Raw genomic sequence first — 22,457 nt, 5'->3', positions numbered from 1 at the left:
AAATTCCCCAGGGGGTATCGCCAGGACCAGGACAGACATTCCCGCGCATTTGCAAACGCATGGCCGCCGATTGGACAGGCGCGAGAGCCAAATTCGGTCGACCAACTCTGCAGTCCGATCGCACCCCTTGAACCTGACCGGAGGCTGACATGAGAGGCCGTAAGCCCAAGCCCACCCATCTGAAGTTGCTGGACGGCAATCCGGGCCGCAGACCGATCAACGGCGCGGAACCGAAGCCGACTCCCGGTCTCCCGACTTGTCCCGCGCATCTCAATCCCACGGCCAAGGCGGAGTGGAAACGGCTGGTTCAGGAACTTGAGGCAGTCGGCATCCTGACCCGCGTCGACCGTGCCGTCCTGGCGGGCTACTGCCAGTCCTGGGGACGCTGGGTCGAGGCCGAGCGCAAGCTTGCGGAGGGCCCATCGCTCCTTCGGACGCCTGCAGGCTACGTGCAGCTTTCGCCGTGGCTCACCATCGCGAACCGTGAGCGCGAATTCATGCTGCGCTACATGACGGAACTCGGCCTGACGCCTTCATCCCGCAGCCGTCTCAGCGTGAAGCCGCAGGGCCCGAAGCCGTGGGAGATCCCTTGGACGGATGGAGCCACTGGATGAGCGCCTTGGAGGATACCTCGGCGAAGCGATTGGGCGGCCGGCCGCTCGTGCAGCTGACAGCTGCCCAGCGAGCCGAGGTCGAAACGCTATCCGCTGTCCTGAACGCCGAACAGATTGCCGACTTTCTTGGTATCGGCCGGACCACCTTCTTCGCACTTCTGAACCGCGACGAAGACCTATCCGAACGCTATAAACGCGGGAAGGCGCGCGCCGTGGGCGCGGTAGCCCAAAGCCTCGTCACCAAGGCCCGGGCAGGCAATGTGACTGCAATGATCTTCTTTCTCAAGACGCAAGGGGGCTGGCGCGAGGGGGTGGACCTCGCGGTCAAGCAGCAGCCCGAGGAAGATATCGACCTCACGGATCTATCGGACGAAGAACTGGAAGTACTCCTGGCACATGCGAGGATGCTGGAAGAGGCGAAGAGGTCCATTCTCGAAGCCCGGAAGGAGCAGGCCAATGGCCACTGGTCAGTCGCGTAGCGCCTCCCTTTTCGAGGCTTTGACCGGAACGGTGGTTGGCTTCCTGCTGTCCCTGTGGCTGCAGCGTCTCCTGTTTCCGGCGATGGGACACGACCTTGCCCTTGTCGAGAACCTGCTGGTGGCGTCAGTGTTCACCGCCGTCTCGATCCTGCGAGGCTATGCGGTGCGGCGGGTGTTCAACGCGCTGAAGGATCAGCTGCCGTGAGCGGTCCGCCCCGCAAACCCACCGCCTGGCGGCGGTTGGAAGGCAACCGCGGCAAGAAGGCTTGGAACCGGGCCGAGCCCATCCCGCCGGAAGGTATTCCCGATTGCCCGGAGCATCTGAGCGACGAAGCGCGCGCGGAATGGCACCGGCTGGTGGACACGCTGGTCGCCATGGGCGTCATCACCATCGTCGATCGGGCAGTGCTTGCAGCCTATTGCCAAGCCTACGGGCGATGGGTGGAGGCCGAGCAGAAGCTGAAGGAGACACCGCTCCTGTTCAAGACGCCGTCCGGCTATGTGCAGCAGTCGCCCTGGCTCGGAATTGCCAATCGGCAGATGGAGCTGATGGGGCGCTACATGGCGGAGATTGGCTTGACGCCTGCGTCGCGGTCGCGGATCGCGGTATCGGGGCCGTTCGACCATGGGGAGCCAGTCGACAAGATTGAGTACGTGATCGTCTACCAGGATGAACAGGGCAAACGCGTGAAGCGCCCTTTACATGACCCGAGCCCGTTGGACCCGCCCGAGCGGACGTTGGCACGCGGTGGAACTGCACGGAAGATCGAGCTTGACGGAAATCTATGAAGATCAGGCACTTGCCAGACACCGCCGACTGAGCGACCTGTACAGAACTGCGCAACGAACGTTAGGCAGTTCTGTACAGGGGGCGGAGATGGCGGCAGGGCAGCGGCTGGTGGCTTACGAGCGGGTCTCGACCGCCAGACAGGGGGCAAGTGGCCTTGGGCTCGAAGCACAGCGTAAGGTGATCGAGGACTTCGCCGTCTCCCGTGGTGCCGAGGTCCTCGGGCGGTTTACCGAGGTCGAAAGTGGACGAAAGGCCGATCGGCCGGAACTGGCGAAGGCGCTGCACCTGGCGAAGGTCACCGGGGCGACGCTGGTGATCGCGAAACTGGACCGGCTCAGCCGAAATGCAGCGTTCCTTCTGGCCCTGCGTGACAGTGGCGTGCGGTTCGTGGCCGTGGACATGCCAGAGGCCAACGACCTGACCGTCGGGATCATGGCGCTGGTGGCTCAGGCCGAGCGCGAGGCGATCTCGCGGAGGACGAAGGAGGCCCTTGCAGTGGCCAAGGCGCGCGGAGTGAAGCTGGGGAACCCAAACGGGGCGGAAAGCCTTAGACGAGCGGGGAAAGGCGGGGCGGCGCTAAGGGCCGCCGTGTCGGCCAACGCTGCGGCCTTCGCGGAGGACCTCGCGCCCGTGCTCGCGGATATCTGGGAGGAGGGGCATACGTCGCTGCGGGCGATCGCGGCGGAACTGACCCAGCGGGGGATCAGGACGCGGAGAGGGGGGAAGTGGGGCGTGGGTAATGTTAATAACTTGCTTCGGATGGCCGACTGAAACTTTCGGGGCAAAGCGGACATTCGCCGCGAAGGGCCATGCTACCGGCACGCGCCTGATAGCGGGCCTTAGCGGCGCGCATCGCAAGGTCATGGTTTTGTTGCCCTGCATTCAGCGCAACCGGGCAGATCAGGCCTCGCACCAGTCCTTGATCGATCGAGCAAGGATAGGCAGCGCAAGCCATATGGTGGCCCGATAGCCCGGAAACTCGGACTTCAGGGTGAACAGGACTAGCTGCCGTCCTTCCGCGACGATCTCATGACGCGGGCTCGCATCACGGGCTTTTGAAAAATGGGCCACGCTACGCCATCTCGCGGAAGCCTCGCCGCCGCCTGCGGTTTCGTCGCCCCTTGCCTGTGCAAGCATCGCCAGAATGCGCAGACCTTGCCACCCCGTGGCAATCAGTGCCGTTGCATGCTGTCACAAGAGCCCCTGGTCTCGCTTCAGGTGGCGAACATGGCCAGTAGCCGGTCGCATCGATCCGGCCAGTCCGGCGACCGGACGTCCGCCCACATCATGCCGGCTGATCTTGCCGCATCGATGCCCTGATCGCTGTCTTCAAGGACGAGGCAGCCGGAAGGTGGTGCGTCAAGACGCGCTGCGGCGGACAGGTAAAGGTCTGGGGCGGGCTTTGGACGCGGGGCTTCCTCTACCGTCACGATGCAGTCAAAGAGCCCGGAAAGCTGCGTTTCAGCCAGGACTGCCCGCGCGATGCTGCCTTCGCTGTTGGTCACGACCGCCATCGGCACCCGCCCGAATGCGCGGCGCGCAAGCCCGGCGACCAGGGGGTTTTCGCGCACGTGACCGGTCAGACCCAATGTCAGCGCGATGCTGTCCTTGACCAGGCGGTCCATGTCGAAGGTGGCCGAGGCCTCGGCAGCGAAGCGGTGGAAGAGGTCGCGCCGCCCAAGGCCCGTAAAGGACATGTACCATTCGCGTGGCATCTGGTGACCTTGCCGCGCAGCTGCCCGGGAGATGGCATTGTAGTGCAGGTCTGCCGTCAGCACGAGCGTTCCATCACAGTCGAAGAGGAGGGCCGCAGGAGCCGGAGGCAATCCCGTGTCAGAGACCGTGTCGGGCAATGGTCGCATTCTCGATCCTTGGGTTGAACAGTTCGACCAACGCACTGGACAGAAGGTCTTGCGTCAGGGGTTTTGCCAGCATTGCGATCCGCCCGGGAAAGCGGGCTGAAAGAGGTTGCACCTCAGGCAGGTGCCCCGAGACGACGATGGCCCTGGCGTCGGGCCAGCGCGTCAGCGCCGTCTCGGCCAGACGCCAGCCTTCGATCTGGCCGTGCAGTGTCAAGTCCGTGATGATCAAGCCAACCGGTTCGGCAAGATGGCGCAGGGCGGAGGCCGTTTCTTCGGCAACCAGCAGGCGGTCCGTCACGGGGGCGAGCAGCGAGAGGGCGGTGATCCTGTCGGATGGATCGTCCTCGACCACCAGAACGGTGCCAAGCAGGGGCAGCCTGGATGCTGCCGCTTGCTGCAACGGCAGCACAAGCCGGACAGTGGTTCCCTTTCCGAGAGTGGAGACGATGCCGATGTCCCCGCCCGACTGGCGGATGAAGCCATAGACCATGGCAAGTCCAAGCCCTGTTCCGGTGCCGTCGGCGCGGGCGGTGAAGAAGGGTTCCATCGCGTGGGCCAGCACTTCGGGGGTCATGCCAGTGCCGGTGTCGGCGACCTCGATCAGGGCCAGGTCGCCGTCGCGCCGGACCGACAGCGTGATGCGGCCGGCGCCTTCGATCGCCTGACCCGCGTTCAGGCAGAGGTTCAGGATCGCGCTTTCCAGCTGGCCCGGATCGACCAGCACCGGCAACGACCCCGGTTGGCAGTCGATCACCAGCTCGACCCCGTCGCGCAGTGCGAACCCGACCAGATCAGCGATGCCGTCCACCAGAGTCGGCAGGTCCACCGTTTCCGGCGCCAGATGCTGGCGACGCGCGAAGGCCAAGAGCCGCCCGGTCAGCGAGGTCCCCAGGTCCACCGCCGAGGCGATGGTCTGGCGCAGCATCCCCTGACGTTCCAGCGGGGCGCTGTCCATCAGGTGCAGGCTGCTCGAGATCGTGGACAAGATGTTGCCGAAGTCATGCGCTACCTCTCCCGAGACCTTGCCCAAGGCCTCGATCCGCTGGATCTGGCGCAGGCGGTCCTCCATCTGCCGCCGTTCGGTCGCGTCCGAGACAAGGACGACCGCCCCGCCACCGGGCAAGGGGCTTTTGCGCAGCTCGGCCTGCGGGCCGGTGGGATGGATGAGGCTGCCCGGCGCCTCGCCTGCCTGCCAGCCCGCTTCGGCAATGACATCGGTCAGACGGGGACGCCCCACAAGGCGGGCGGGATCGATGCGGAGGGTGGGCGCAAGGCGCTGGTTGTGGGCCACGATCTGGCCCGGATCGGACAGGATCGCCACCCCGTCGCTGATCCCGGCCATCATGTTCTCGTAAAGCGCGGTGCGCTGCGCCATCTGGCGGTGCGAGCGGTCCAGCCGCAAGGCATTGGCGCGGAAGGTGCGGAAGGCGTGGAACAGCTTGCCGATCTCGTCCCCTTGCCCCTCGCCGCGCGGCAGGCGGGTCTGCCGGTCGCCAGCGGCAAGCCGCATCATCGCTTCGGATATCGCGCGGAGGTTGGCCGTGACATAGCCCGAGACATAAAGCGCCGCCGCCAGCGCCAGTGCCGCGCTGGCCAGCACGACGACAAGAAGCGTCGACTTCGCGACCGCGATCGCTGTCGTGGTGCTGGCGCGCTCGGCGGCGATGACGGACTGCGCGGCGGCCGTGTCGGTTGCGGCATGGGCGGTTACCAGCGCCGCCCCCTGACGGATGCGTACTAGCGCTGCCTCGGCTCCGATCTGGCGGGCAAGTTCAATCCGGCGCAGCTCGAACAGACCCTCCGGCCCTTCGGCGATGGTGCGGAGGCGTTGCAGTTCGGCGCTGTCGGAGTCGGGGCGTGTGGCGGCAAGGCTGGCGATCAGCCGGGTGTATTCGCGCTGGAGCTCGCCCACGCCTATCAGGTTCTCGGCCCGCCCGGCGCCCAGAAGCGCCGCAGCGATGCGTTGCAGGGTCAGCCAGTCCTGTCGTTCCTGCAAGGGCGCGGTGGAGTGGGCGGAGAGTGCGCCAAGGCGGCGCTCGGTGGCGGCAAGTTCGGCGTTCAGGCGCAGCGTGCGGTCGCGCAAGCCCGCGCGCAGCGAGGTGTCGCGCACTAGGTCGGCAATCGCGCGGCGTGTGTCATCCAGAGAGACGCGCAATGGGTCGCCCGAGGGCAGGTCCGCGGCGATGGCATCGACCAGCACGGTGGCGGCCTGACCTTCCTGCGCGATGCGAAACGGACTGTCGAGCGTAAGCAGGTAGGGCGCAAGCGTCGCAAGGTCGGCCGCCTGGCGCGAGAGCGTCAACGCACGGTCCACCCCGGCCAGCGTCTCGCCATGCAGCCGGTCCAGCCGGTCATTGCCACGGCTGAGCGCCCCCCAGGCGATGGCCCCCACAGTCAGGACGGCGACGGCGAGGAGAGCGAGCGCCGTCAAGAGCCGGACGCGGACGGACAATGCCCTCATGCCGAGGTCTCCACGACGAAGAGGTAGCCCTGCCCGCGCCGAGTTTGTAGATGGATGGGCTTTGACGGCACAGCCTCAATCTTGCGGCGCAGGCGCAAGATCAGCACGTCGATGGTCCGGTCCATGTATTGCGAAAGATCGTTGCCAAGCTCGGTCAACAGCTCCGTGCGTTGGATGATCCTGCCGGGATGGCGCAGGAAATAGTCCAGAAGCCGGTATTCGGCATTGGTCAGGGGAATCTCGGCGCCGTCGTAATCCAGAAGCTCGCGTCGGGTCTGATCCAGTCTCAGCCGCCCGAAGACGCGGATCGTGCTGGTGCTGCGGTCGGTCGGGGCCATGGCGGGATGGCCCGCTCGGCGCAGCACGGCACGCAGGCGGGCGATCAGTTCCCGCGGGTTGAAGGGCTTCATCATGTAGTCGTCGGCTCCGGTTTCGAGCCCGATGATCTTGTCCATCTCGTCGCCGCGGCCCGTCAGCATCACGATGGGTATACCCATCGTCTCGCGGATCCGGATGGCTAGAGTCAGGCCGTTCTCGCCGCGCAGGCGCAGGTCGATCAGTGCAAGGTCCACCGCGGGACGCGGCCCCAGCGCCAGGAAGGAGGCCCCATCGGCCAGGGGAAGCGGCGTGAAACCGTTCTCGCCCAAGAGGTCGGCGACCGTGCGGCGCAGGTCCGGGTCGTCATCGATGATGGCCACGACAGGGCCCGCGCCCATAGGCGCCAGCCTGTCTGGCATGGAAGCCTGTTCCATGCAGTTCGTCCTCCCTCCCGCCATGATGGCCGAACTTCGCTGCGCTGCAATCGCTATCGGGTTTCAATTGTTGTGGCGCGGCCCCGCTTTGTAACACTGTTCATCGAAAAGCTGCGCCGGGGTCAGTCTGTTAACGGAGCCACCCCTACCCCTGAAGCGGGGCCGCGTGCCAGTCTTGCCTTGGCCGCTCGGGAGAGGCGGTTGAACGGGAGGATCACGATGAAACGTTATACGATCAGTGCGCTGGCACTGAGCGCGATCATGGCCGCAGGCGCGGCTTCGGCGCAAAGCCTGAACGTGGTCTGCTCGAACGAGCAGGCCTGGTGCGATCTAATGGCGCAGAACTTCAAGATCGACACCGGCATCGACGTGGCCATGGTGCGCAAGTCGACCGGCGAGGTGCTGGCCCAGATCCGCGCCGAGGCCGGGAACCCCAAGATCGACGTGTGGTGGGGCGGCACGGGCGACCCTCACCTGATTGCCGCGAACGAAGGGCTGACGGTCGCCTCGGGCGTCGATGTCTCTGGCCAGCTTGGCTGGTCGCAGAACATGACCGAGATGTCGGGCGGCAAGGCCGTTGGCGTTCACGTCGGCCTGCTGGGGATGCTCTACAACACCGAGGTTCTGGCCGAAAAGGGCCTGCCCGCTCCGGCCTGCTGGAAGGACCTCGCCAAGCCCGAATACAAAGGCGAAGTGACGGTGTCGAACCCGCAATCCTCGGGCACGGCCTATACCCAGTTGGCCACTCTGGTGCAGCTCTTCGGCGAGGATGAGGCGTTCAAGCTGCTGGCTGATATCGCCGTGAACGTGAACCAGAACACCAAGTCCGGCTCGGCCCCCGGCAAGATGGCGGCGCGGGGTGAAACCACGATTGCCGTAGGCTTCATGCATGACATGGTGAACCTGAAAAAACAGGGTTTCCCGGTGGAAATCGTCTCGCCCTGCGAAGGGACGGGGTACGAGGTCGGCGCCGTCAGCGTCATCAATGGGACGCCCAACCTTGAGGCCGCGACGAAGTGGGTGGAATACGTCATCAGCGCCGAGGCGCAGTCGCGCGGCCTTGAGGTTGGCGTGTTCAACATCCCGTCGAACCCGGCGGCTGCGACCGACCCCGAGGCCCCCGACATGGCCGCGGTCAAACTGATCGACTATGACTTCGCCACCTACGGCTCGTCCGAAACGCGCGAGCGTCTGCTGGCGCGATGGGAGGCGGATGTGAAGTCCAAGGGCGGCACCTTCGAAGAGTGATCCCTGCACCCGGCCCGCGCCCCGAGGCGCGGGCCGCCTTCAATTTCGGGAAGAATGCGATGCGGCGCACGGCGGGGCTTTGGCTTCTGATCGGGCTGGGGGCCTATGGCCTGATGCCCTGGTACATGGTGGCGGGGGGCTTCTGGTCCTTTGGCTGGCTGGGCACAGAGCGCTCGGCGCTGGGCTGGGCGCTTGCGGATCGGGCCTGGCTTTGGCTGCCCTTGATGGGCTGTGCCATCGCCGGGGCCACGCTGGTCGTTGCGCGCAAACAGCTATCCGTCGCGCGGGGGCTGGTGGCTGGCGGGGCCTCGGGCCTTTTGCTTCTGGCCGCGCAGGGGCTGGTCATTCTGGGCAACGGCCCGCGGCTTGGGTTGATGGAAGGGGCGACGCAACCCGGCATGGGGGCGGGCGCCTTCGTCGTGGCGGCGGCGCTTCTATTCCTTCTGACCACCGGCGTCTCCGGCCTTGGCCGGGGCCGGGGCGATGCCTTCATCACCGGCATGATCGGCGCGATCATTGCACTGGTTGGCGTCTTCGTCTTCTACCCGATGAGCTTCATCCTGATCCGCGCCTTCGAGTTGCGCGGCGGCGCGGGCCTTGGCGTGAGCGAGTTCCTGCCGCGCTTCTTTGCGCCCGAGATCTGGTCGCCTGCCTGCCTGCTTGGCACCGGCTACTGCGGCGCTGCGCTGAATTCGCTGTTGCTGGGGATCGCCACCGCAGCATCGACCACGCTTCTGGGCCTCGCCTTCGCCTTGATCTTCACCCGTACCAATTTCCGCGCCAAGCGCCTGCTACGGGTGTTGACGATCCTGCCGATCATTACGCCCCCCTTCGTGATCGGTCTGGCGCTGATCCTCTTGTTCGGCCGGTCGGGCACGGTAACGGAGTTCTTCGCGGATGCCTTCGGCTGGGAGAAAACGCGCTGGCTTTACGGCTTCTGGGGCGTGTGGCTGGCACAGACCTTGTCCTTTACCCCCATCGCCTTTCTGGTCCTGATTGGTGTGGTCGAAGGCGTCAGCCCCTCGATGGAGGAGGCGTCCCAGACCCTTGACGCCAACCGCTGGCAGACTTTCCGCTTTGTGAGCCTGCCCCTGATGCGCCCAGGGTTGGCCAATGCCTTCCTGCTGGGGTTCATCGAAAGCCTGGCAGATTTCGGCAACCCCCTAGTGCTGGGCGGCAACTTCAACGTCCTGTCGACCGAGATCTATTTCGCCATCGTGGGCACCGTGGCCGATCCGGCAAAGGCCGCGATCCTGTCCTTGATCCTCCTGTCCCTGACCCTGGGCGCGTTCATGGCGCAGCGAAAATGGTTGGGGAAGAAGAACTATGCCACCGTCACCGGCAAGGGCGACAGCGGTCGCCATGCCGCGCTGAACCCGGGGCTGCGGGTGGCCTGCTATGCCATCGCCCTGCCGTGGGCCGCCTTCACGCTGGTCCTTTACGCGCTGATCGTCTTCGGCAGCTTCGTCAAGCTCTGGGGCTATGACCACAGCCTGACGTTCGAGCATTACACCCGCGCGTTCGGGATCGTGTTCCGCAACGGCGTGCACTTCACCGGGGCAGCTTGGGACAGCTATGTCACCACGATAACCATCGCCGCCATCGCCGCCCCCCTGACCGCCGCCGTGGGCCTCGCGACCGCCTACCTTCTGGTGCGCCAGAAATTCACTGGGAAAGACGCGTTCGAGTTTTCGACCATGCTGTCCTTCGCCATCCCCGGCACGGTCATCGGTGTGGCCTATGTCATGGCCTTCAACTTCCCCCCGATCGAGCTGACCGCGACCGGCCTGATCCTGGTCATCGTCTTCGTCTTCCGCAACATGCCCGTTGGCGTTCGCGGCGGTATCGCGGCGATGAGCCAGCTGGACAAGTCGCTGGACGAGGCGTCGATCACGCTTGGCGCGAATTCGGCCACCACGCTGCGCCGGGTGATCCTGCCCTTGATGGGCCCGGCGATCCTGGCGGCGCTGACCTATGCCTTCGTTCGCGCCATCACCTCGGTCTCTGCCGTGATCTTCCTGGTCTCGGCCCGCTACAACATGGCCACCAGCTTCATCGTCGGCCGCGTGGAAAACGGCGAGTTCGGCATCGCCATCGCCTATGCCACGGTGCTGATCTTCACAATGCTGGCCGCCATCCTTGCCCTGCAACTGATCATCGGACGACGCAAACTGCGCCGCGCCGACCGTATCGAAGCCCATTGAAGGGGGTGCCATGAAAGGTTCCGTCCGGTTCGAAAACGTTACGAAAAAGTTCGGCGAGGTTGTGGCGCTGAAGCCCTTGTCGCTGGACATCACCCCCGGCACGCTGGTCACGCTTCTGGGACCGTCGGGCTGCGGCAAGACCACGACGCTGCGACTGATTGCCGGGCTGGAGAGCGCCAGCGAAGGCCGTATCCTGATCGGTGGGCAGGATGTGACGCATCTGTCGGCGACATATCGCAAGGTCTCGATGGTGTTCCAGTCCTACGCGCTTTTCCCGCACATGACGGTGCTGGAGAACGTTGGCTACGGCCTGTCCGTCAAGGGGATGCCCAAGGCCGAAGTGAAGGCTCGCGCCGAGGCGGGGCTGGAGACGGTAGGGCTGAAAGATTTCGGCGCGCGGCTGCCGTCGGAGCTTTCGGGCGGGCAGCAGCAGCGCGTGGCGGTGGCCCGCGCCATCGTGCTGGAGCCGGAGGTGCTGCTGCTGGACGAGCCCCTCTCAAACCTTGACGCGAAGCTGCGCCGCCATGTGCGTGAGGAAATCCGCCAGATCCAGCAGCGCCTTGGCCTGACGGCGGTTTATGTCACGCATGACCAGGAAGAGGCGATGGCGGTCAGCGACCGGATCATCGTGATGAAGAATGCCGAGATCGCGCAGGAAGGCACCCCGCACGACCTGTACGATCGGCCAGAAAACGCCTTTATCGCGGATTTCATCGGGGACGCAAACCTGATCGACGTCGAGGTCACCAAGTCGGGCGCCGAGACGGAAATTGCATTGCAAGGACGCCGCCTAACCCTTCCGCTGGCAAGCACCGCGACCGGCCCGTCCAAGATGGTCCTGCGGCCGCATCACATCCGCCTGTCCCGCGAGCCGGGGCCGGAGCGCCTTCCGGCCGAGGTGACCTACGCCGCCTGGCTGGGTAATTCCGTGCAGTACACGCTGAGCACGGCAGTCGGCCCGATCTTCGCCATCGCCCCGCCGCAGCCCCTGCCGTTCCGGCAAGGCGACAGCGTGCAGCTTGCCTTCGCGCCAGGGGATGTGCGGCTGGTGCCGGCCTAATCCGGCGCGCCGAGTTCGGGGGGACCGGGACGGAAGTTGTAAAGCTCTAGCTACGCCGCATCGCCGTTCAGCCGCAGCACCGTCAGGCTGGCGGGGGCGAGGGGCGGGACATGCTGCGGACGCAGGCCAAGGAACACATCCAGCGCAGCGCTGACCACGCCAAGGTCCATCGGGGGCTTTTGATGGCCTTCTCCGCTTCGATGAAGCCGAAGGTCATCGACTTCTCTCTGCCGCGAAGAAGGCCGCGGCCTTTTTTAGGAATTCGCGCTCTTGCTTCAGAACCGCATTCTCTCGCCGCAATGGCTTCAACTCGGCATGCAGATCATCCTGGACCTCACTCGGCTCCCTGGCATCCCGTTCCTGCCCGAGCCACCGCGTCAGCATCGACAAGCCAAGGTCCAGGCCGGAAGCTTGCGATGGCTGGGCAATTGCGGCTCCCCAAAGCAATAGTCTAAACTCAAGGTGGAGTGGCTTTCCTGTAGCTGCCCCGGGGTTGTGTTAGCGCTGCAAGTTTGGGCGGGTCAATATGTTGTGTAGCGGCAGCCAAGATCATCAGCATTTGGCCCTCCAGCGCGCGACCGCACGGGTGGTGGCCAGCGGCAGGGAGGTTACCTGTAAGTTGATTGTCCCCAAAAAAGAGGGTGATTAACCCAATGTTAAGATTCGCGGACTAGCTTTGTCCGGAGTGAGGCAATAATGGGGTTTGCGTTGTTGGAGAATGGACTGAGAGTGCGCGCCCTTGCAGCTGCCAGCGCCGCGCGATTTGCTGGATTTCCTGAGGCCTGTAAAGCTCTGTTAGAGCTTGCCAAAGAATGCGAGCGCGACTTACCTGAACATGCTGGCGGATGCGACACGATGTCCTGGTGCATTGAAAGAGCTCCGAAGCTCAGGAACACTAAGTTAGGCCCAGTAGGAGTTTCTTAACCAGTTCCTGATCTTGATTGCCCCACGGAGCAATCGAGAGCAATTATGAAGCACCTTAACTTGCCTGTCCGCAGTCTGATAACGGAAAGCATCGTTGCCGAGGCTGAGGCCCATACCGTACGCCTTCTGGAGGCTAAGCCCAACCGTTTGGCACCTTTGCATGATGATGTGCTCGTCGGTCACCTAGACTGTTGGGTGTATCAGTCCATGCTTCGATCCATGGTCCACAGTGGTGCGATAAAGGTCGCAGAGCAACGTGCCGTTGAGCTACTCCCTGCTGCCTGGGCAGATTTCCGCCTGACTTAACGGACCGCTGAAGAAGTCGGCAAGGCGGAACGGTTTCCCGATTGTGGGGCGTTGGGGTGGCCGTGCATTGCGGTCTGTGTCGCGGGTGTCGTGAGACGGTCACCCGCTATTGGTCGCGCCCCACGCAGCCGGGGCAACCGGATGAGGTTGTTGGCGGCCATGGTCAGGACGAAGCGGGCGCCGACCCGTTCGAGGCCGCGGTAGACGGTCTGGGCGAGGCTACCGACGGTTTGCCCTAGCCGACAGGCTCCTCGATCCGCTTTTTGTGCTTTTGGGATAGGGCATAGCTCGCGTGACGGATCGTAAGACCGTCGATCGCGGAACACCGGAAATTCCGCGCCACATGCGGCGTGACGCAGGCCTGCCGGAGATCGCGGACAAGGTCGGCGCTGTCGTAGCCCCGGTCCGCGCCCAGCGTCAATTAGCGGGTCGATCCTGGAGAATGGGCATGGATCATCTCCAGCGCCGCCCGGCGCTCGGCGCGGCCGCGGCCCGGGTGAGATCGGCCTGCACGATCAGCCGGCTCCGGTTCTCCATCAGCGCATGCCCGATGAAGAACAGCATGGCGCCGGTGCCGGGCAACTTCTTGTAGAGCCGCGCGTCGCGATCGGTCGTCGAGGCATGGGTCCATTCGACCGCTTCTCGCCCCGGAAGTCGACTTCGGCATTGAGGGACTGGCGGTCGGGGCGGGGCATCGAGGCGGTCTCTGCTGGGGTCGGTTCGGGGTGGTCTTCGGCGCGGGGGTCGGGTCCGGGCGGGTCGCCCGGATCGTCATCGTGTGGCGTGTCTCCGGCCTTTGGCTGGAAGCTCTTGATCGACGCCGAGGCCTTCACCAGCCTGCCGTCCACCGAGAAGCGGTCAGCCGAGAGAAGCGGCGGCACCGGGCGATGGGCCAGGATCGCCGTCATCACCTTGCGCGACATGTCGGTCGTGAGCAGCCGGTCGCGGTTCTTGCTAGAGACCATGGGGACCCAGACGGGATCGTCGCCCCCCAGCCTGACAAACTACCGGAACAGCAGGTTGTACTACATCTGCTCCATCAGTTGCCGCTCGGAGCAGACCGAGAATCGGGTCTGGATCAGCCTCGCCCGGATCAGCCGCTCTGGCGGGATCGAGGGGCGACCGTAGTCGATGTAGAGCGCCTGGAACTCGGCATCGAGGATCCACAGTGCACCGTTGACCACCTGCCGGATCTTCCGCAACGGATGCCGCAACGGGATGCGCTCCGCCAGATCAACATAGCTGAACAGGGACCCGCTCGTCTCGTCCGCCCCGCGGACACAGGCCCCGCAAAAGCCTGCCGAGGTTGAATCATCTTCTTCATATCGGGCCAAGGCCCAACTTCTTCAGCAGCCTGCTAGTCCTTACTCTCGCATTTCCGTGAGTGCAAAAGCATGGGACCGGCTTCAGGTGCGAAGGCGTGACCTGACCGCAAACGACACGATATTGCCCGGGTCTGAGACTTTCTCCGTCAACCTGCATTCACGAACGGAGTGTCCGCGTTTTTCCAAATCATGCCGAATGCTTTCTGCGGCCACTGCCACGACCTCGGCGCTTCCGGCCATATCATTTGTGATTAGGAAGGAAACGATGTCCTGCAGAACACAGTTGATCCACTCGAGATCGGAACTTTTCTTCACAAAGGCCTCCCCATCGATAAGAACAATGTGGTCCGAATTTGTTAATAATCGGTTAGGGACATCTCGTACCTCGCAAGAGGCTCGAGGGTCAGGACTCGTTCTTGTTTCACAGCCAGAATATGACGGTTTCGGCGAGAGCCATGGCGGAGAGGAAGACCTTGCGGCAGCGGTCCTAGCAGGTGGCAACCCCCGCCAGTCCTTGAGTCGCCCGAACATGATCTCGATCCTGTTGCGGCATTTGTAGTGGCGTTTGCCGTGCTGGAAGGGCTTGCCGTGCGACTTCCGACTTACGCTGCATCACTCTATCCCCTTGTCTTTCGGTCATCGACCCGCGCAACGCTATGGCTCTTTGGGAAGAACGGCCGAATCCGGGCCATCTGCGAGTCTGTAGGCCAGAAAAGACTGCTAAGGACACCTCACGCAAATCAATGGGTCTTGACCCGACGCAGTCGCTGCTCGACCAGGCCGCGCTGACGGATCTTCTCTCGCCAAGTGGTGACGCCAGCTATCAGGCGCGAAGCCGTCGCGATGCTCGTGGAGCGCCACGAGATGTGTGAGAGGTGGGCGTGTAGCGTGACCGGCGTGAACTGGACCTCGATCCGGTATTGCAGCCGACGTCCTAACGATCACGAACTGCTCGAGCGCCTGCGGGCGCTTATGTAAGAAAGTTCGGTTTACCCGCAGCTGCATGTTCTGCTGCGGCGGGAGGGCCAACTCATGAACCGCAATAAGATCCAGCGGTTCTACCGCGAAGAAGGCTGTTGGTGCGCAAGTTGCGTGGGCGGAGGAAGGTGGCGGGCACATGGGCGCACTGCTGACAGTGGCCGCTCCGGACGCTCGCTGGTCGGTCGACTTCGTCCACGACCATTTCGCCCAGGGCCGGCGGTTCCGGATATTCAACTTGAACAATGACGTCACAAAGGAGTGCCTGACGGCGGTGGCCGACACATCCCTGTCAGGATGCCACGTCGCGCGGAAGTTGACGGTGCTGATCGCCCGGCGCGGCAAGGCTGGCTTGATCGGCAGCGAGCCTGGCACCAAGTTCAACTCGAGCGCGGTGCCGGCCTGGAGCGATGAGACAGGCGTGCCGTGGCACTTTATCGCGCCGCGGAAGCCGACGCAGAACGGCATCTGGGGAGCCTTCAATTCGAAGATGCGCCACGAACTTTTGAACGAGACGTTGTTCTTCGGACAAGACCACGCCCGCAGAGTGATCGGCACATAGGTGGCGGATTGCAGCGCCGCCCATTGCTCCCTCCGCCCAAGCGGATAGCTGTCGCGCGTCCGATATGGTTTCAGCTCGATGGAGGTCGGGGGTCACAGCACACCGAAAGATACATCAACAGATATCCTCCGTCGCGAGCCTTGTGCAAACAAGCGGCTCGGCCCTTCCCGGCGGTACTGGCGGCGTCGGGATTGACCACTTAACCAAGATTTAACCGCCTTGTGTTTTCCTCTACGACATGAGGGAAGGGAGACGGATGACAATGCGAACGTGGCAAAAGGATGCACGGCGACTGTTGCGCGAGGCAAGGGCCCACGCGACGCGCACCTCCACTGTCTCCTACACCAGGCATGCTGCCGGGCCATCGAGGCGATGATAGCCAAGGGCGGCTGCCGTCCGACCCTCGCAACTATGGTCTCCAGATTCGTCAATGTCATCAGGCCTCGGGAGTGCCTGACAGTCATCGCAGCCCAACGCGCTGCAGTGGGCGATAGGCCCCGCTGAACAGAGGCATTCTGCTCGTCGTGTATTGTTGCCTCCCGGAAGGCGGGTAAGCGCATCACACCGGTGCTGGTGTCAAATGGATGAACATCTGGCGTCAGAGCACCAAGAACCCATCCTGCATTCGCTCAAGGCTTCTGATCTTGGCCAAATAAGTCAACTTTGAGCCGCAAATGGGGCCCGAAGAAGGAAGCACCCCAGTCTTCAATACAAACGAACTTGAGAGATTAACTAGTTGTTATGCATCGATCTGCCATCATCTGGATGTGACGACCTAGGCGTAAGAGACGGAATATGGCAAACTTAAACCTACTGACGCTTACACCACGAATACAGTATATTTCTGATAAAGCAACCGAAGAGCTATTCGGTGCCAACTTCCTGTTCAACAGGGATGGAGCACAACAAACATCGGATATCTCAGCTGCATATCAAGAGTTCGCAAAAGAGACAGGACTGAGTACTCTGCGCTATCCTGGCGGGACTATCAGCGAGGTCCTTTTTGATATAGCGAATCCCAATGCAGAAGGCGCCTACGATCAGGGCAAGAAGGGTACAATCCCACTCACCGATTTTCTTGAGTACGCCGCCTCGATAGGAGCGAGCGTTACGATCGTGATGCCGACCTATCGGCTACTGAGTGCAGAGCTGGATAGTTCTGGTAATCACATAATCGACATCAGCCAGAAATCAATAGTTAAAGAGTTTGTCAAATTTGCTCTGTCTGAGGCGGAGAGGCTTGGGACAAGCATCGCTGCATTTGAACTTGGAAACGAGTGGTGGGTTGACAACAGTGCTGCGTTCGGCTTCCGAATGTCACCAATTGAGTATGGCCGCGTCGCCAACTTTCTTGCGGAGGCGATCGAAGAGGCGGTTGGCGAATACAACCTAACGCAGGATGAGGCGAACGGCGTTGACCCGGATATTGTCATTCAGGTTGGTCCAGGCGGAAGCGCTGAATGGTTTTCGCGCGCCGAACTTGGCATTCCTGACGAGGGAACCGGTCCCGATATATCAGCGACCGAAGTCATATTTCGGCAAATAACGAGTCCAATCGCCCGAGCTGCTATCGATGGTACGCTGATGCATCGGTATCTGCATGGAGCAGACGAGATGATTAGCGGCTGGATCTATCAGCCGTTTCAAATCTGGGATCTTCTCGCACGAAATACGCCGGGATTTCAGATCGATGTCAAAAGATTTGTGACCGAATGGAATGTGTCTTCCAGAAATCAGAACGAAGTCGGACTGAAGCAGTTCGATACAATGGTCCTCCTGGTAGAGGAGATGCTCGGGGCCGGAATTGATCTGGCGAATGTCTGGGCGGTGCAGCAAAACAATAACACGAAGATGATCTACAACACTGGTCTAAAGGACGATCCGTATGGTGGCTTGACTTTTGGCGGCCTTGCTTTCGACATGATGGCGGCCCAGCTACCTGGTCAACGCATTGTGATGCAGTCGCAGAGCTTGGCAGGACTCCACAGTGTTGTGTTCGGCTCCGAGCAGAAGTTCATCTATTTTCTATCGAACAAAAGCGGGTCGAGCAGAACTGACACGCTAAGCTTGTCAACGCTCCCCGCGAATGCGCACCATGTGTCAATCTATTCCGTCGAACAAGGTGCGGACGGAAGACCTGACGTCACAGTCACGACAATTGACCTGCGGACGACCACGCAAGCACAGATCTTGCAATTCTCTGCCAATGAAACTGTCATGATAGTTGTTGCCAGGAATGCGACCGGATCTTTCATCGAAGGTTACAATCAGGCGGATACGTTGTCGGGGAGTGAATACGACGACACCATTTCAGGCGGCGACAACCATGATCGGTTGAGCGGTCAGACTGGAGAAGACAGGTTAGAAGGCGAGGCAGGGAACGATGAGCTCTACGGGGGCGATGGCAACGATGTTCTCGTTGGCGGTACAGGAGACGATTTGCTCTACGGCGGTGCTGGCAATGATCTTCTATTTGCTGACGGGGGAAGCGACACAGTCTTTGGTGGGGCCGATTTCGATATAGTTTCTTTGGTTGATGTCAATGTCGATATAACACTCGACCTCGAATTTGCGCAAGAAGCACCGAGTGCTGTGGCTGGTGGGTTTGTGTCTGGAGTTGAGGGAGTGATTTCCGGAAGTGGGAATGATGCTCTTCGAGGAGATTCTGGACGAAACTCCATTTCTGGAGGCGCTGGGAACGACACCCTCACAGGCATGGCAGGCAGCGATACTCTCAGTGGCGATGAAGGCAATGACACTATCGATGGAGGGGAAGGGGACGATTTTCTTTGGGGGGGATCCGGGGCGGATACCCTGGCCGGGGGGGATGGAAGCGATCTTATTCGGGGCGAGGATGGCAACGATCTAATCTTTGGTGGACTAGAGTTCGATGTCCTCGAAGGTGGCTCTGGGAACGACACACTGTTCGGCGGTGCGGGTATTGATGTTCTGCTGGGCCAAGAAGGTGACGACTTTCTCGATGGCGGTTTCGAGGGAGATCGCATCTTTGGCGGCAATGGAGGGGATCTGCTATCGGGCGGAGACGGATTCGATTTCCTCGACGGTGGTAGCGGGAACGACACGATGTCTGGGGGGGCGGATGATGACCATATGCTCGGAGGTCAGGGCAATGACCTTATCTCCGGTGACATCGGGAATGACCTTATGATCGGTGGGTTGGGCGACGATACGCTCACTGGGGGTGCGGGCGCCGACACCTTGATGGGCGGCTTGGGTGCGGATCACTTCGTCTTCAACAGCACGACGAGTGGCGTCGATATCATTACCGATTTCAACGAGTTGAATGGTGGCGTGGAAAAGGGCGACATCCTACGATTCGAGGGGCTTGGGATTGGGACCTTCAGCTATCTGGGAACCGGTGCCTTTACGGGCGGTTCGGACAATTCCGAGGCGCGAGTTGTCGGCAACCAGGTTCTGGTCGACACCAACGGAGATGGTACGGCGGACATAACGATTGCCCTTACTGGGCTCACCGACGCGAACCAACTTTCGGCCGGCGATTTCCTCTTTGTGTGACTTGGGGGTGAGGGGTCTTGAAGCGAACTAGCGCCATCCAGGGGGTGAGGGAACTCAGATCGGCGCGACGTGAGTCCGCCGGTCTGATCCTTGCGACGGTCCTCTTCAGTGCAATTGTGAACGCGCTGATGCTGACGGGTCCGCTGTACATGTTGCAGGTTTATGACCGGGTGCTGGGCAGCGGCTCAGAGGCAACCTTGGTTGCGCTTTCCGGGCTGGTCATTGTCCTCTTCCTGGCCATGGGCGTCCTGGAGTATGCCCGAGGCAAGGTAATGGCGATTGTGGGGGCGAGGTTTCAGGAACGATTGGATCGCCGGGTGTTTGAGGCGGCGATGCGACGATCAGCCGTCGTCCCCAACGACCCTGCAGCGATGACGGCGCAACGGGATCTTGAAGCGATCCGCGCTTTTCTCGGCTCGCCTGTCCTTTTGGCGCTGATGGACCTGCCCTGGACGCCATTCTTCTTGGCGGCCATCTTCATTTTCCACTCGATGCTTGGCTGGCTCTCCATCGCCGGTGGGGCTGTTCTGGTCATAGTGACCGTACTCAACCAGGTGATGTCCAAAGCCCCGCAAAGGGAGGTCGGTTCTGCCGCGGTCCAGTCCGAGCGCATGGCCGACCAGCTGAAAGCCGAAGCCGAGACGCTGCAGGCCTTGGGCATGTCTGGAGCGGGCTACGACCGCTGGCAAACTGCCCGGCGAAACGCGCTGCGGAAAGGTATAGCGGTGGCTGGTCTTGCCGGTGGCTTCCGGTCTCTGACCAAGACGTTTCGGCTGTTTCTGCAGTCTGCGATGCTTGGTCTTGGCGCTTGGCTTGTTCTGCAGGGCGAACTCTCGGCCGGCGCAATGATTGCAGCATCGATCCTTATGGGGCGTGCTCTCGCTCCCATCGAAATGGCGGTAGGACAATGGGCGGTGGCTCAGAAGGCAAATGAAGCTTGGCATCGCCTCGCAGAGCTCTTGACGCACAGCCCCCAACAGTTGCCGCGGACCGCCCTCCCGCGGCCCAAATCTCTTATAGAGGTGGAGGGCTTGAGCGTCGGACCGCCCGGAGAGCAGATCGCACTCCTACGTGCCGTGAGCTTTCGACTCGAGCCCGGAAAAGCCCTCGGCGTGATTGGTCCCTCCGGTGCCGGCAAGTCGACACTTGCAAGGGCCCTGACGGGCGTCTGGCGTCCGCTCGGCGGTAAGATCCGCCTGGATGGGGCGGCATTGGAGCAGTACGATCCTGACGTGCTTGGGCGCCATGTCGGCTACTTGCCGCAGCGGATCACGCTCTTCGACGGTACGATTGCAGAGAATATCGCGCGGCTCGACGTTCAACCAGATAGCGCCAGTATTGTTGAGGCTGCGCGAAAGGCGGACGCACACGACATGATCGTCCGGCTGCCGCAGGGCTATGACACCCGTGTTTCGGCAGCAGGTGGTCGTCTCTCAGGAGGCCAGATGCAGCGGATCGGCCTAGCCCGGGCGCTTTACGGTGATCCGGTTCTGCTGATTCTGGACGAGCCGAACTCGAATCTCGACAACGCCGGATCCATGGCAGTGAACGCTGCCATTCGGACGATGAAGGCCGAGGGAAAGTCGGTCCTGATCATGGCGCATCGGCCCGCGGCGATTCAAGAGTGTGACCTGCTTCTGGTCCTGGAAGATGGTATGCGCAAGGCCTTTGGACCCCGCGATCAGGTGCTGCGGGATCAGGTGAAGAATCATACCGAGATCCTGAAACCAGTCGCCCCGGGAAATGCGCCATGAGCATTCCCGAGGGAAATTGGTCAGCCTCACGGCCGCTTTTCTGGGGCTTTCTTACGGTTGCACTTCTCGTGGGAGGTCTGGGTGCGTGGTCGGTCATGACGACCCTTGCTGGTGCGATTATCGCTCCCGGCCAGATCGAGGTCTCACAAAACCGTCAAGTTGTGCAGCACCCCGATGGCGGTGTTGTTCAGGAAATCCTTGTTGTCGAAGGTGCGAACGTTGAGGCTGGCGATGTCCTGCTGCGCCTGGATGGCAGCGCGATCAAGTCCGAGATCTTGATCATCGAAAACCAGCTTCTTGAGCTTGGGGCACGGCGGGCGCGGCTCGAAGCGCAGAGCGATGAAGCCGATGCAGTTGTATACCCGGAAGATCTGAAAGCTGCGGCCATCACTCGCCCAGATGTTTCCGAGATTCTGGCGGGTCAAACGAGCCTGTTTGCGAAGCAGGCCGAGGTTCTGGCGCAGGCGCAGGACCAAAGGCAGACGCGGATCCTGCAGATCGGCAGCCAGATCGAAGGCCTCGCAGCGCAGCAGGGGGCAATCGAGATGCAGACCCAGCTTCTGGAGGAAGAACTCATCACACAGCGCGATCTCCTGTCGAAGGGATTGACCCAAGCCACACGGGTTTCAGTGCTGGAGCGCGAGCTTGCGCAACTCAAAGGCCGGATGGGCGAGTTGATCTCAGCCCGTGCAGAAGCCGCCGGCCGCGTCACCGAAATTGAGATCGAGATCACCGCCCTGATCACTCAGCAACGCGAAAAGGCGGAAGCCGAGCTCCGGGATGTGGTTGCGCGACAGTTGGAGCTTCTTGAGCGCCAAAGCGCCCTTGCTAAGCGTATCGCCAGGCTCGAGGTCAGAGCGCCCGCTTCCGGTCTGGTCCTTGGGCTGCAGGTCACGACGCTACAATCGGTTATCCTCCCCGCTGATACGCTGATGTACATCGTGCCACAGGACCGGCCGCTCCTAGTCGCGGCCCGCGTGCCGGTTACCCATGTCGATGAAGTCCGCCCCGGACAGGATGTCCGGCTTGTGTTCTCGTCACTGCCCACTCGCACGACGCCGGAGGTGATCGGAAAGGTGACGCTGGTTTCTGCGGATGCTCTGTCCGATGAGCGGACTGGCCTTACTTACTTCAGAACCGAGATCGCTTTAGACGCGGCTGCCTTGCAGCAACTGGCTGAGGTAGACATCGTTCCCGGCATGCCGGTGGACGCATTCATACGCACGGCAGACCGCACACCGCTGTCCTATCTGCTGAAGCCTTTCACGGATTACTTCCGGAATGCGTTTCGGGAAACTTAAACTAAGTTTTCAACTTGTTACGAAGTGGAGAAGGTTGGATTCCGGTCCCGTTTCCTCCGCCAGCTTTGAAAGCTGAATCCGCTCAGAGGTGCAGGCATCGCTGTCCGGGCTTTCGCGGTGCGTCTGCGTTTGTCTGCGGTCGGATGGCCCGCGCGGTCGTGGCTTGAACTGGCCTTCCACCTGCCAGCGGACGGGTATGCTGTTGCGCGGCTGATCGCGGCCGGATGACAAGACTGGGACTGGGCAGAGCGGTCCTGACCGCGCGGCCGTGCCTTTTGATGTTGCTTGGAGACCCAGCCC

At 62.2% G+C, this 22,457-nt stretch carries 14 protein-coding genes and 3 pseudogenes; 12 read left to right on the top strand and 5 right to left on the bottom strand.

The features are described from left to right. Positions 1 to 149 precede the first annotated feature (149 nt). The 5 genes from CXR42_RS05240 to CXR42_RS05225 are packed head-to-tail and all read left to right on the top strand — an operon-like array spanning position 150 to position 2,654. Positions 150 to 614: a phage terminase small subunit P27 family gene (locus tag CXR42_RS05240; protein WP_103256402.1), complete on the top strand. Its 465-nt coding sequence runs from the start codon at positions 150 to 152 to the stop codon at positions 612 to 614. Beyond that, complete coding sequence (locus CXR42_RS05235) at positions 611 to 1,093, top strand: hypothetical protein (protein WP_103256401.1); 483 nt, start codon at positions 611 to 613, stop codon at positions 1,091 to 1,093. Before CXR42_RS05240 ends, CXR42_RS05235 begins: the two co-directional genes overlap by 4 nt. Next, complete coding sequence (locus CXR42_RS19275; RefSeq protein WP_146038001.1) at positions 1,071 to 1,298, top strand: DUF7220 family protein; 228 nt, start codon at positions 1,071 to 1,073, stop codon at positions 1,296 to 1,298. Before CXR42_RS05235 ends, CXR42_RS19275 begins: the two co-directional genes overlap by 23 nt. Beyond that, positions 1,295 to 1,882, top strand: coding sequence for a phage terminase small subunit P27 family (locus tag CXR42_RS05230; protein WP_103256400.1), 588 nt, complete (start codon positions 1,295 to 1,297; stop codon positions 1,880 to 1,882). The genes CXR42_RS19275 and CXR42_RS05230 overlap by 4 nt, the downstream gene beginning before the upstream one ends. Further along, positions 1,866 to 2,654 (top strand): recombinase family protein, encoded by a 789-nt coding sequence (locus CXR42_RS05225; protein ID WP_245875343.1) that lies wholly within the window; start codon positions 1,866 to 1,868, stop codon positions 2,652 to 2,654. Before CXR42_RS05230 ends, CXR42_RS05225 begins: the two co-directional genes overlap by 17 nt. Before the next feature lie 443 nt (positions 2,655 to 3,097). Here CXR42_RS05225 and CXR42_RS05215 read toward each other — a convergent pair whose 3' ends face one another. From CXR42_RS05215 to CXR42_RS05205, 3 genes are read right to left on the bottom strand one after another with little or no spacing between them, the layout of a single operon-like run. Continuing rightward, the gene (locus tag CXR42_RS05215) at positions 3,098 to 3,736 is read right to left on the bottom strand and encodes an HAD family hydrolase (RefSeq protein WP_180995969.1); all 639 of its coding nucleotides are present in this window, start codon (positions 3,734 to 3,736) and stop codon (positions 3,098 to 3,100) included. Continuing rightward, on the bottom strand, positions 3,717 to 6,206 hold the full coding sequence (locus CXR42_RS05210) for an ATP-binding protein (RefSeq protein WP_103256396.1): 2,490 nt from the start codon (positions 6,204 to 6,206) through the stop codon (positions 3,717 to 3,719). Before CXR42_RS05210 ends, CXR42_RS05215 begins: the two co-directional genes overlap by 20 nt. Continuing rightward, positions 6,203 to 6,904, bottom strand: a complete 702-nt coding sequence (locus CXR42_RS05205; RefSeq protein ID WP_342749201.1) for a winged helix-turn-helix domain-containing protein — start codon at positions 6,902 to 6,904, stop codon at positions 6,203 to 6,205. The genes CXR42_RS05210 and CXR42_RS05205 overlap by 4 nt, the downstream gene beginning before the upstream one ends. Before the next feature lie 273 nt (positions 6,905 to 7,177). Here CXR42_RS05205 and CXR42_RS05200 point away from each other — a divergent pair, with 273 nt between their 5' ends. From CXR42_RS05200 to CXR42_RS05190, 3 genes are read left to right on the top strand one after another with little or no spacing between them, the layout of a single operon-like run. Further along, entirely contained in the window at positions 7,178 to 8,206 is a 1,029-nt protein-coding gene (locus CXR42_RS05200) for an ABC transporter substrate-binding protein (RefSeq protein ID WP_103256394.1), read from the top strand. Next, positions 8,203 to 10,410 (top strand): ABC transporter permease, encoded by a 2,208-nt coding sequence (locus tag CXR42_RS05195; RefSeq protein ID WP_342749200.1) that lies wholly within the window; start codon positions 8,203 to 8,205, stop codon positions 10,408 to 10,410. Before CXR42_RS05200 ends, CXR42_RS05195 begins: the two co-directional genes overlap by 4 nt. A gap of 10 nt (positions 10,411 to 10,420) precedes the next feature. After that, the gene (locus CXR42_RS05190) at positions 10,421 to 11,470 is read left to right on the top strand and encodes an ABC transporter ATP-binding protein (protein ID WP_103256393.1); all 1,050 of its coding nucleotides are present in this window, start codon (positions 10,421 to 10,423) and stop codon (positions 11,468 to 11,470) included. Positions 11,471 to 12,825: 1,355 nt separating this feature from the next. On the opposite strand, the pseudogene CXR42_RS05180 reads toward CXR42_RS05190, so the two are convergent. Together CXR42_RS05180 and CXR42_RS05175 are read right to left on the bottom strand one after the other, a co-directional pair. Beyond that, a pseudogene (locus CXR42_RS05180) lies at positions 12,826 to 14,034 on the bottom strand (IS5 family transposase); the annotation flags it as partial. A gap of 412 nt (positions 14,035 to 14,446) precedes the next feature. Further along, positions 14,447 to 14,658, bottom strand: a pseudogene (locus CXR42_RS05175) (IS5/IS1182 family transposase); the annotation flags it as partial. A gap of 511 nt (positions 14,659 to 15,169) precedes the next feature. Here CXR42_RS05175 and CXR42_RS05170 point away from each other — a divergent pair. The 4 genes and pseudogenes from CXR42_RS05170 to CXR42_RS05155 form a co-directional block, all read left to right on the top strand. Continuing rightward, positions 15,170 to 15,556: pseudogene (locus tag CXR42_RS05170) on the top strand (integrase core domain-containing protein); the annotation flags it as partial. Positions 15,557 to 16,360: 804 nt separating this feature from the next. Beyond that, positions 16,361 to 19,102, top strand: a complete 2,742-nt coding sequence (locus CXR42_RS05165) for a calcium-binding protein (RefSeq protein ID WP_103256390.1) — start codon at positions 16,361 to 16,363, stop codon at positions 19,100 to 19,102. Positions 19,103 to 19,119: 17 nt separating this feature from the next. After that, positions 19,120 to 20,856, top strand: coding sequence for a type I secretion system permease/ATPase (locus tag CXR42_RS05160; RefSeq protein WP_281256708.1), 1,737 nt, complete (start codon positions 19,120 to 19,122; stop codon positions 20,854 to 20,856). Then, positions 20,853 to 22,157: an HlyD family type I secretion periplasmic adaptor subunit gene (locus CXR42_RS05155; protein WP_103256389.1), complete on the top strand. Its 1,305-nt coding sequence runs from the start codon at positions 20,853 to 20,855 to the stop codon at positions 22,155 to 22,157. Before CXR42_RS05160 ends, CXR42_RS05155 begins: the two co-directional genes overlap by 4 nt. Positions 22,158 to 22,457 lie beyond the last annotated feature (300 nt).

Source organism: Tabrizicola aquatica, assembly GCF_002900975.1.
GTDB classification, from domain to species: domain Bacteria; phylum Pseudomonadota; class Alphaproteobacteria; order Rhodobacterales; family Rhodobacteraceae; genus Tabrizicola; species Tabrizicola aquatica.
The sequence above is the reverse complement of the archived record's forward strand: the minus strand, read 5'-3'. Positions and strand labels throughout refer to the sequence as shown.

Excerpts from the sequence above, each read along its gene's own strand:
- CXR42_RS05240 (WP_103256402.1), top strand. The coding sequence starts at position 150 with ATGAGAGGCCGTAAGCCCAAGCCCACCCATCTGAAGTTGCTGGACGGC.
- CXR42_RS05235 (WP_103256401.1), top strand. The coding sequence starts at position 611 with ATGAGCGCCTTGGAGGATACCTCGGCGAAGCGATTGGGCGGCCGGCCG.
- CXR42_RS19275 (WP_146038001.1), top strand. The coding sequence starts at position 1,071 with ATGGCCACTGGTCAGTCGCGTAGCGCCTCCCTTTTCGAGGCTTTGACC.
- CXR42_RS05210 (WP_103256396.1), bottom strand. The coding sequence starts at position 6,206 with ATGAGGGCATTGTCCGTCCGCGTCCGGCTCTTGACGGCGCTCGCTCTC.
- CXR42_RS05200 (WP_103256394.1), top strand. The coding sequence starts at position 7,178 with ATGAAACGTTATACGATCAGTGCGCTGGCACTGAGCGCGATCATGGCC.
- CXR42_RS05190 (WP_103256393.1), top strand. The coding sequence starts at position 10,421 with ATGAAAGGTTCCGTCCGGTTCGAAAACGTTACGAAAAAGTTCGGCGAG.
- CXR42_RS05165 (WP_103256390.1), top strand. The coding sequence starts at position 16,361 with ATGGCAAACTTAAACCTACTGACGCTTACACCACGAATACAGTATATT.
- CXR42_RS05155 (WP_103256389.1), top strand. The coding sequence starts at position 20,853 with ATGAGCATTCCCGAGGGAAATTGGTCAGCCTCACGGCCGCTTTTCTGG.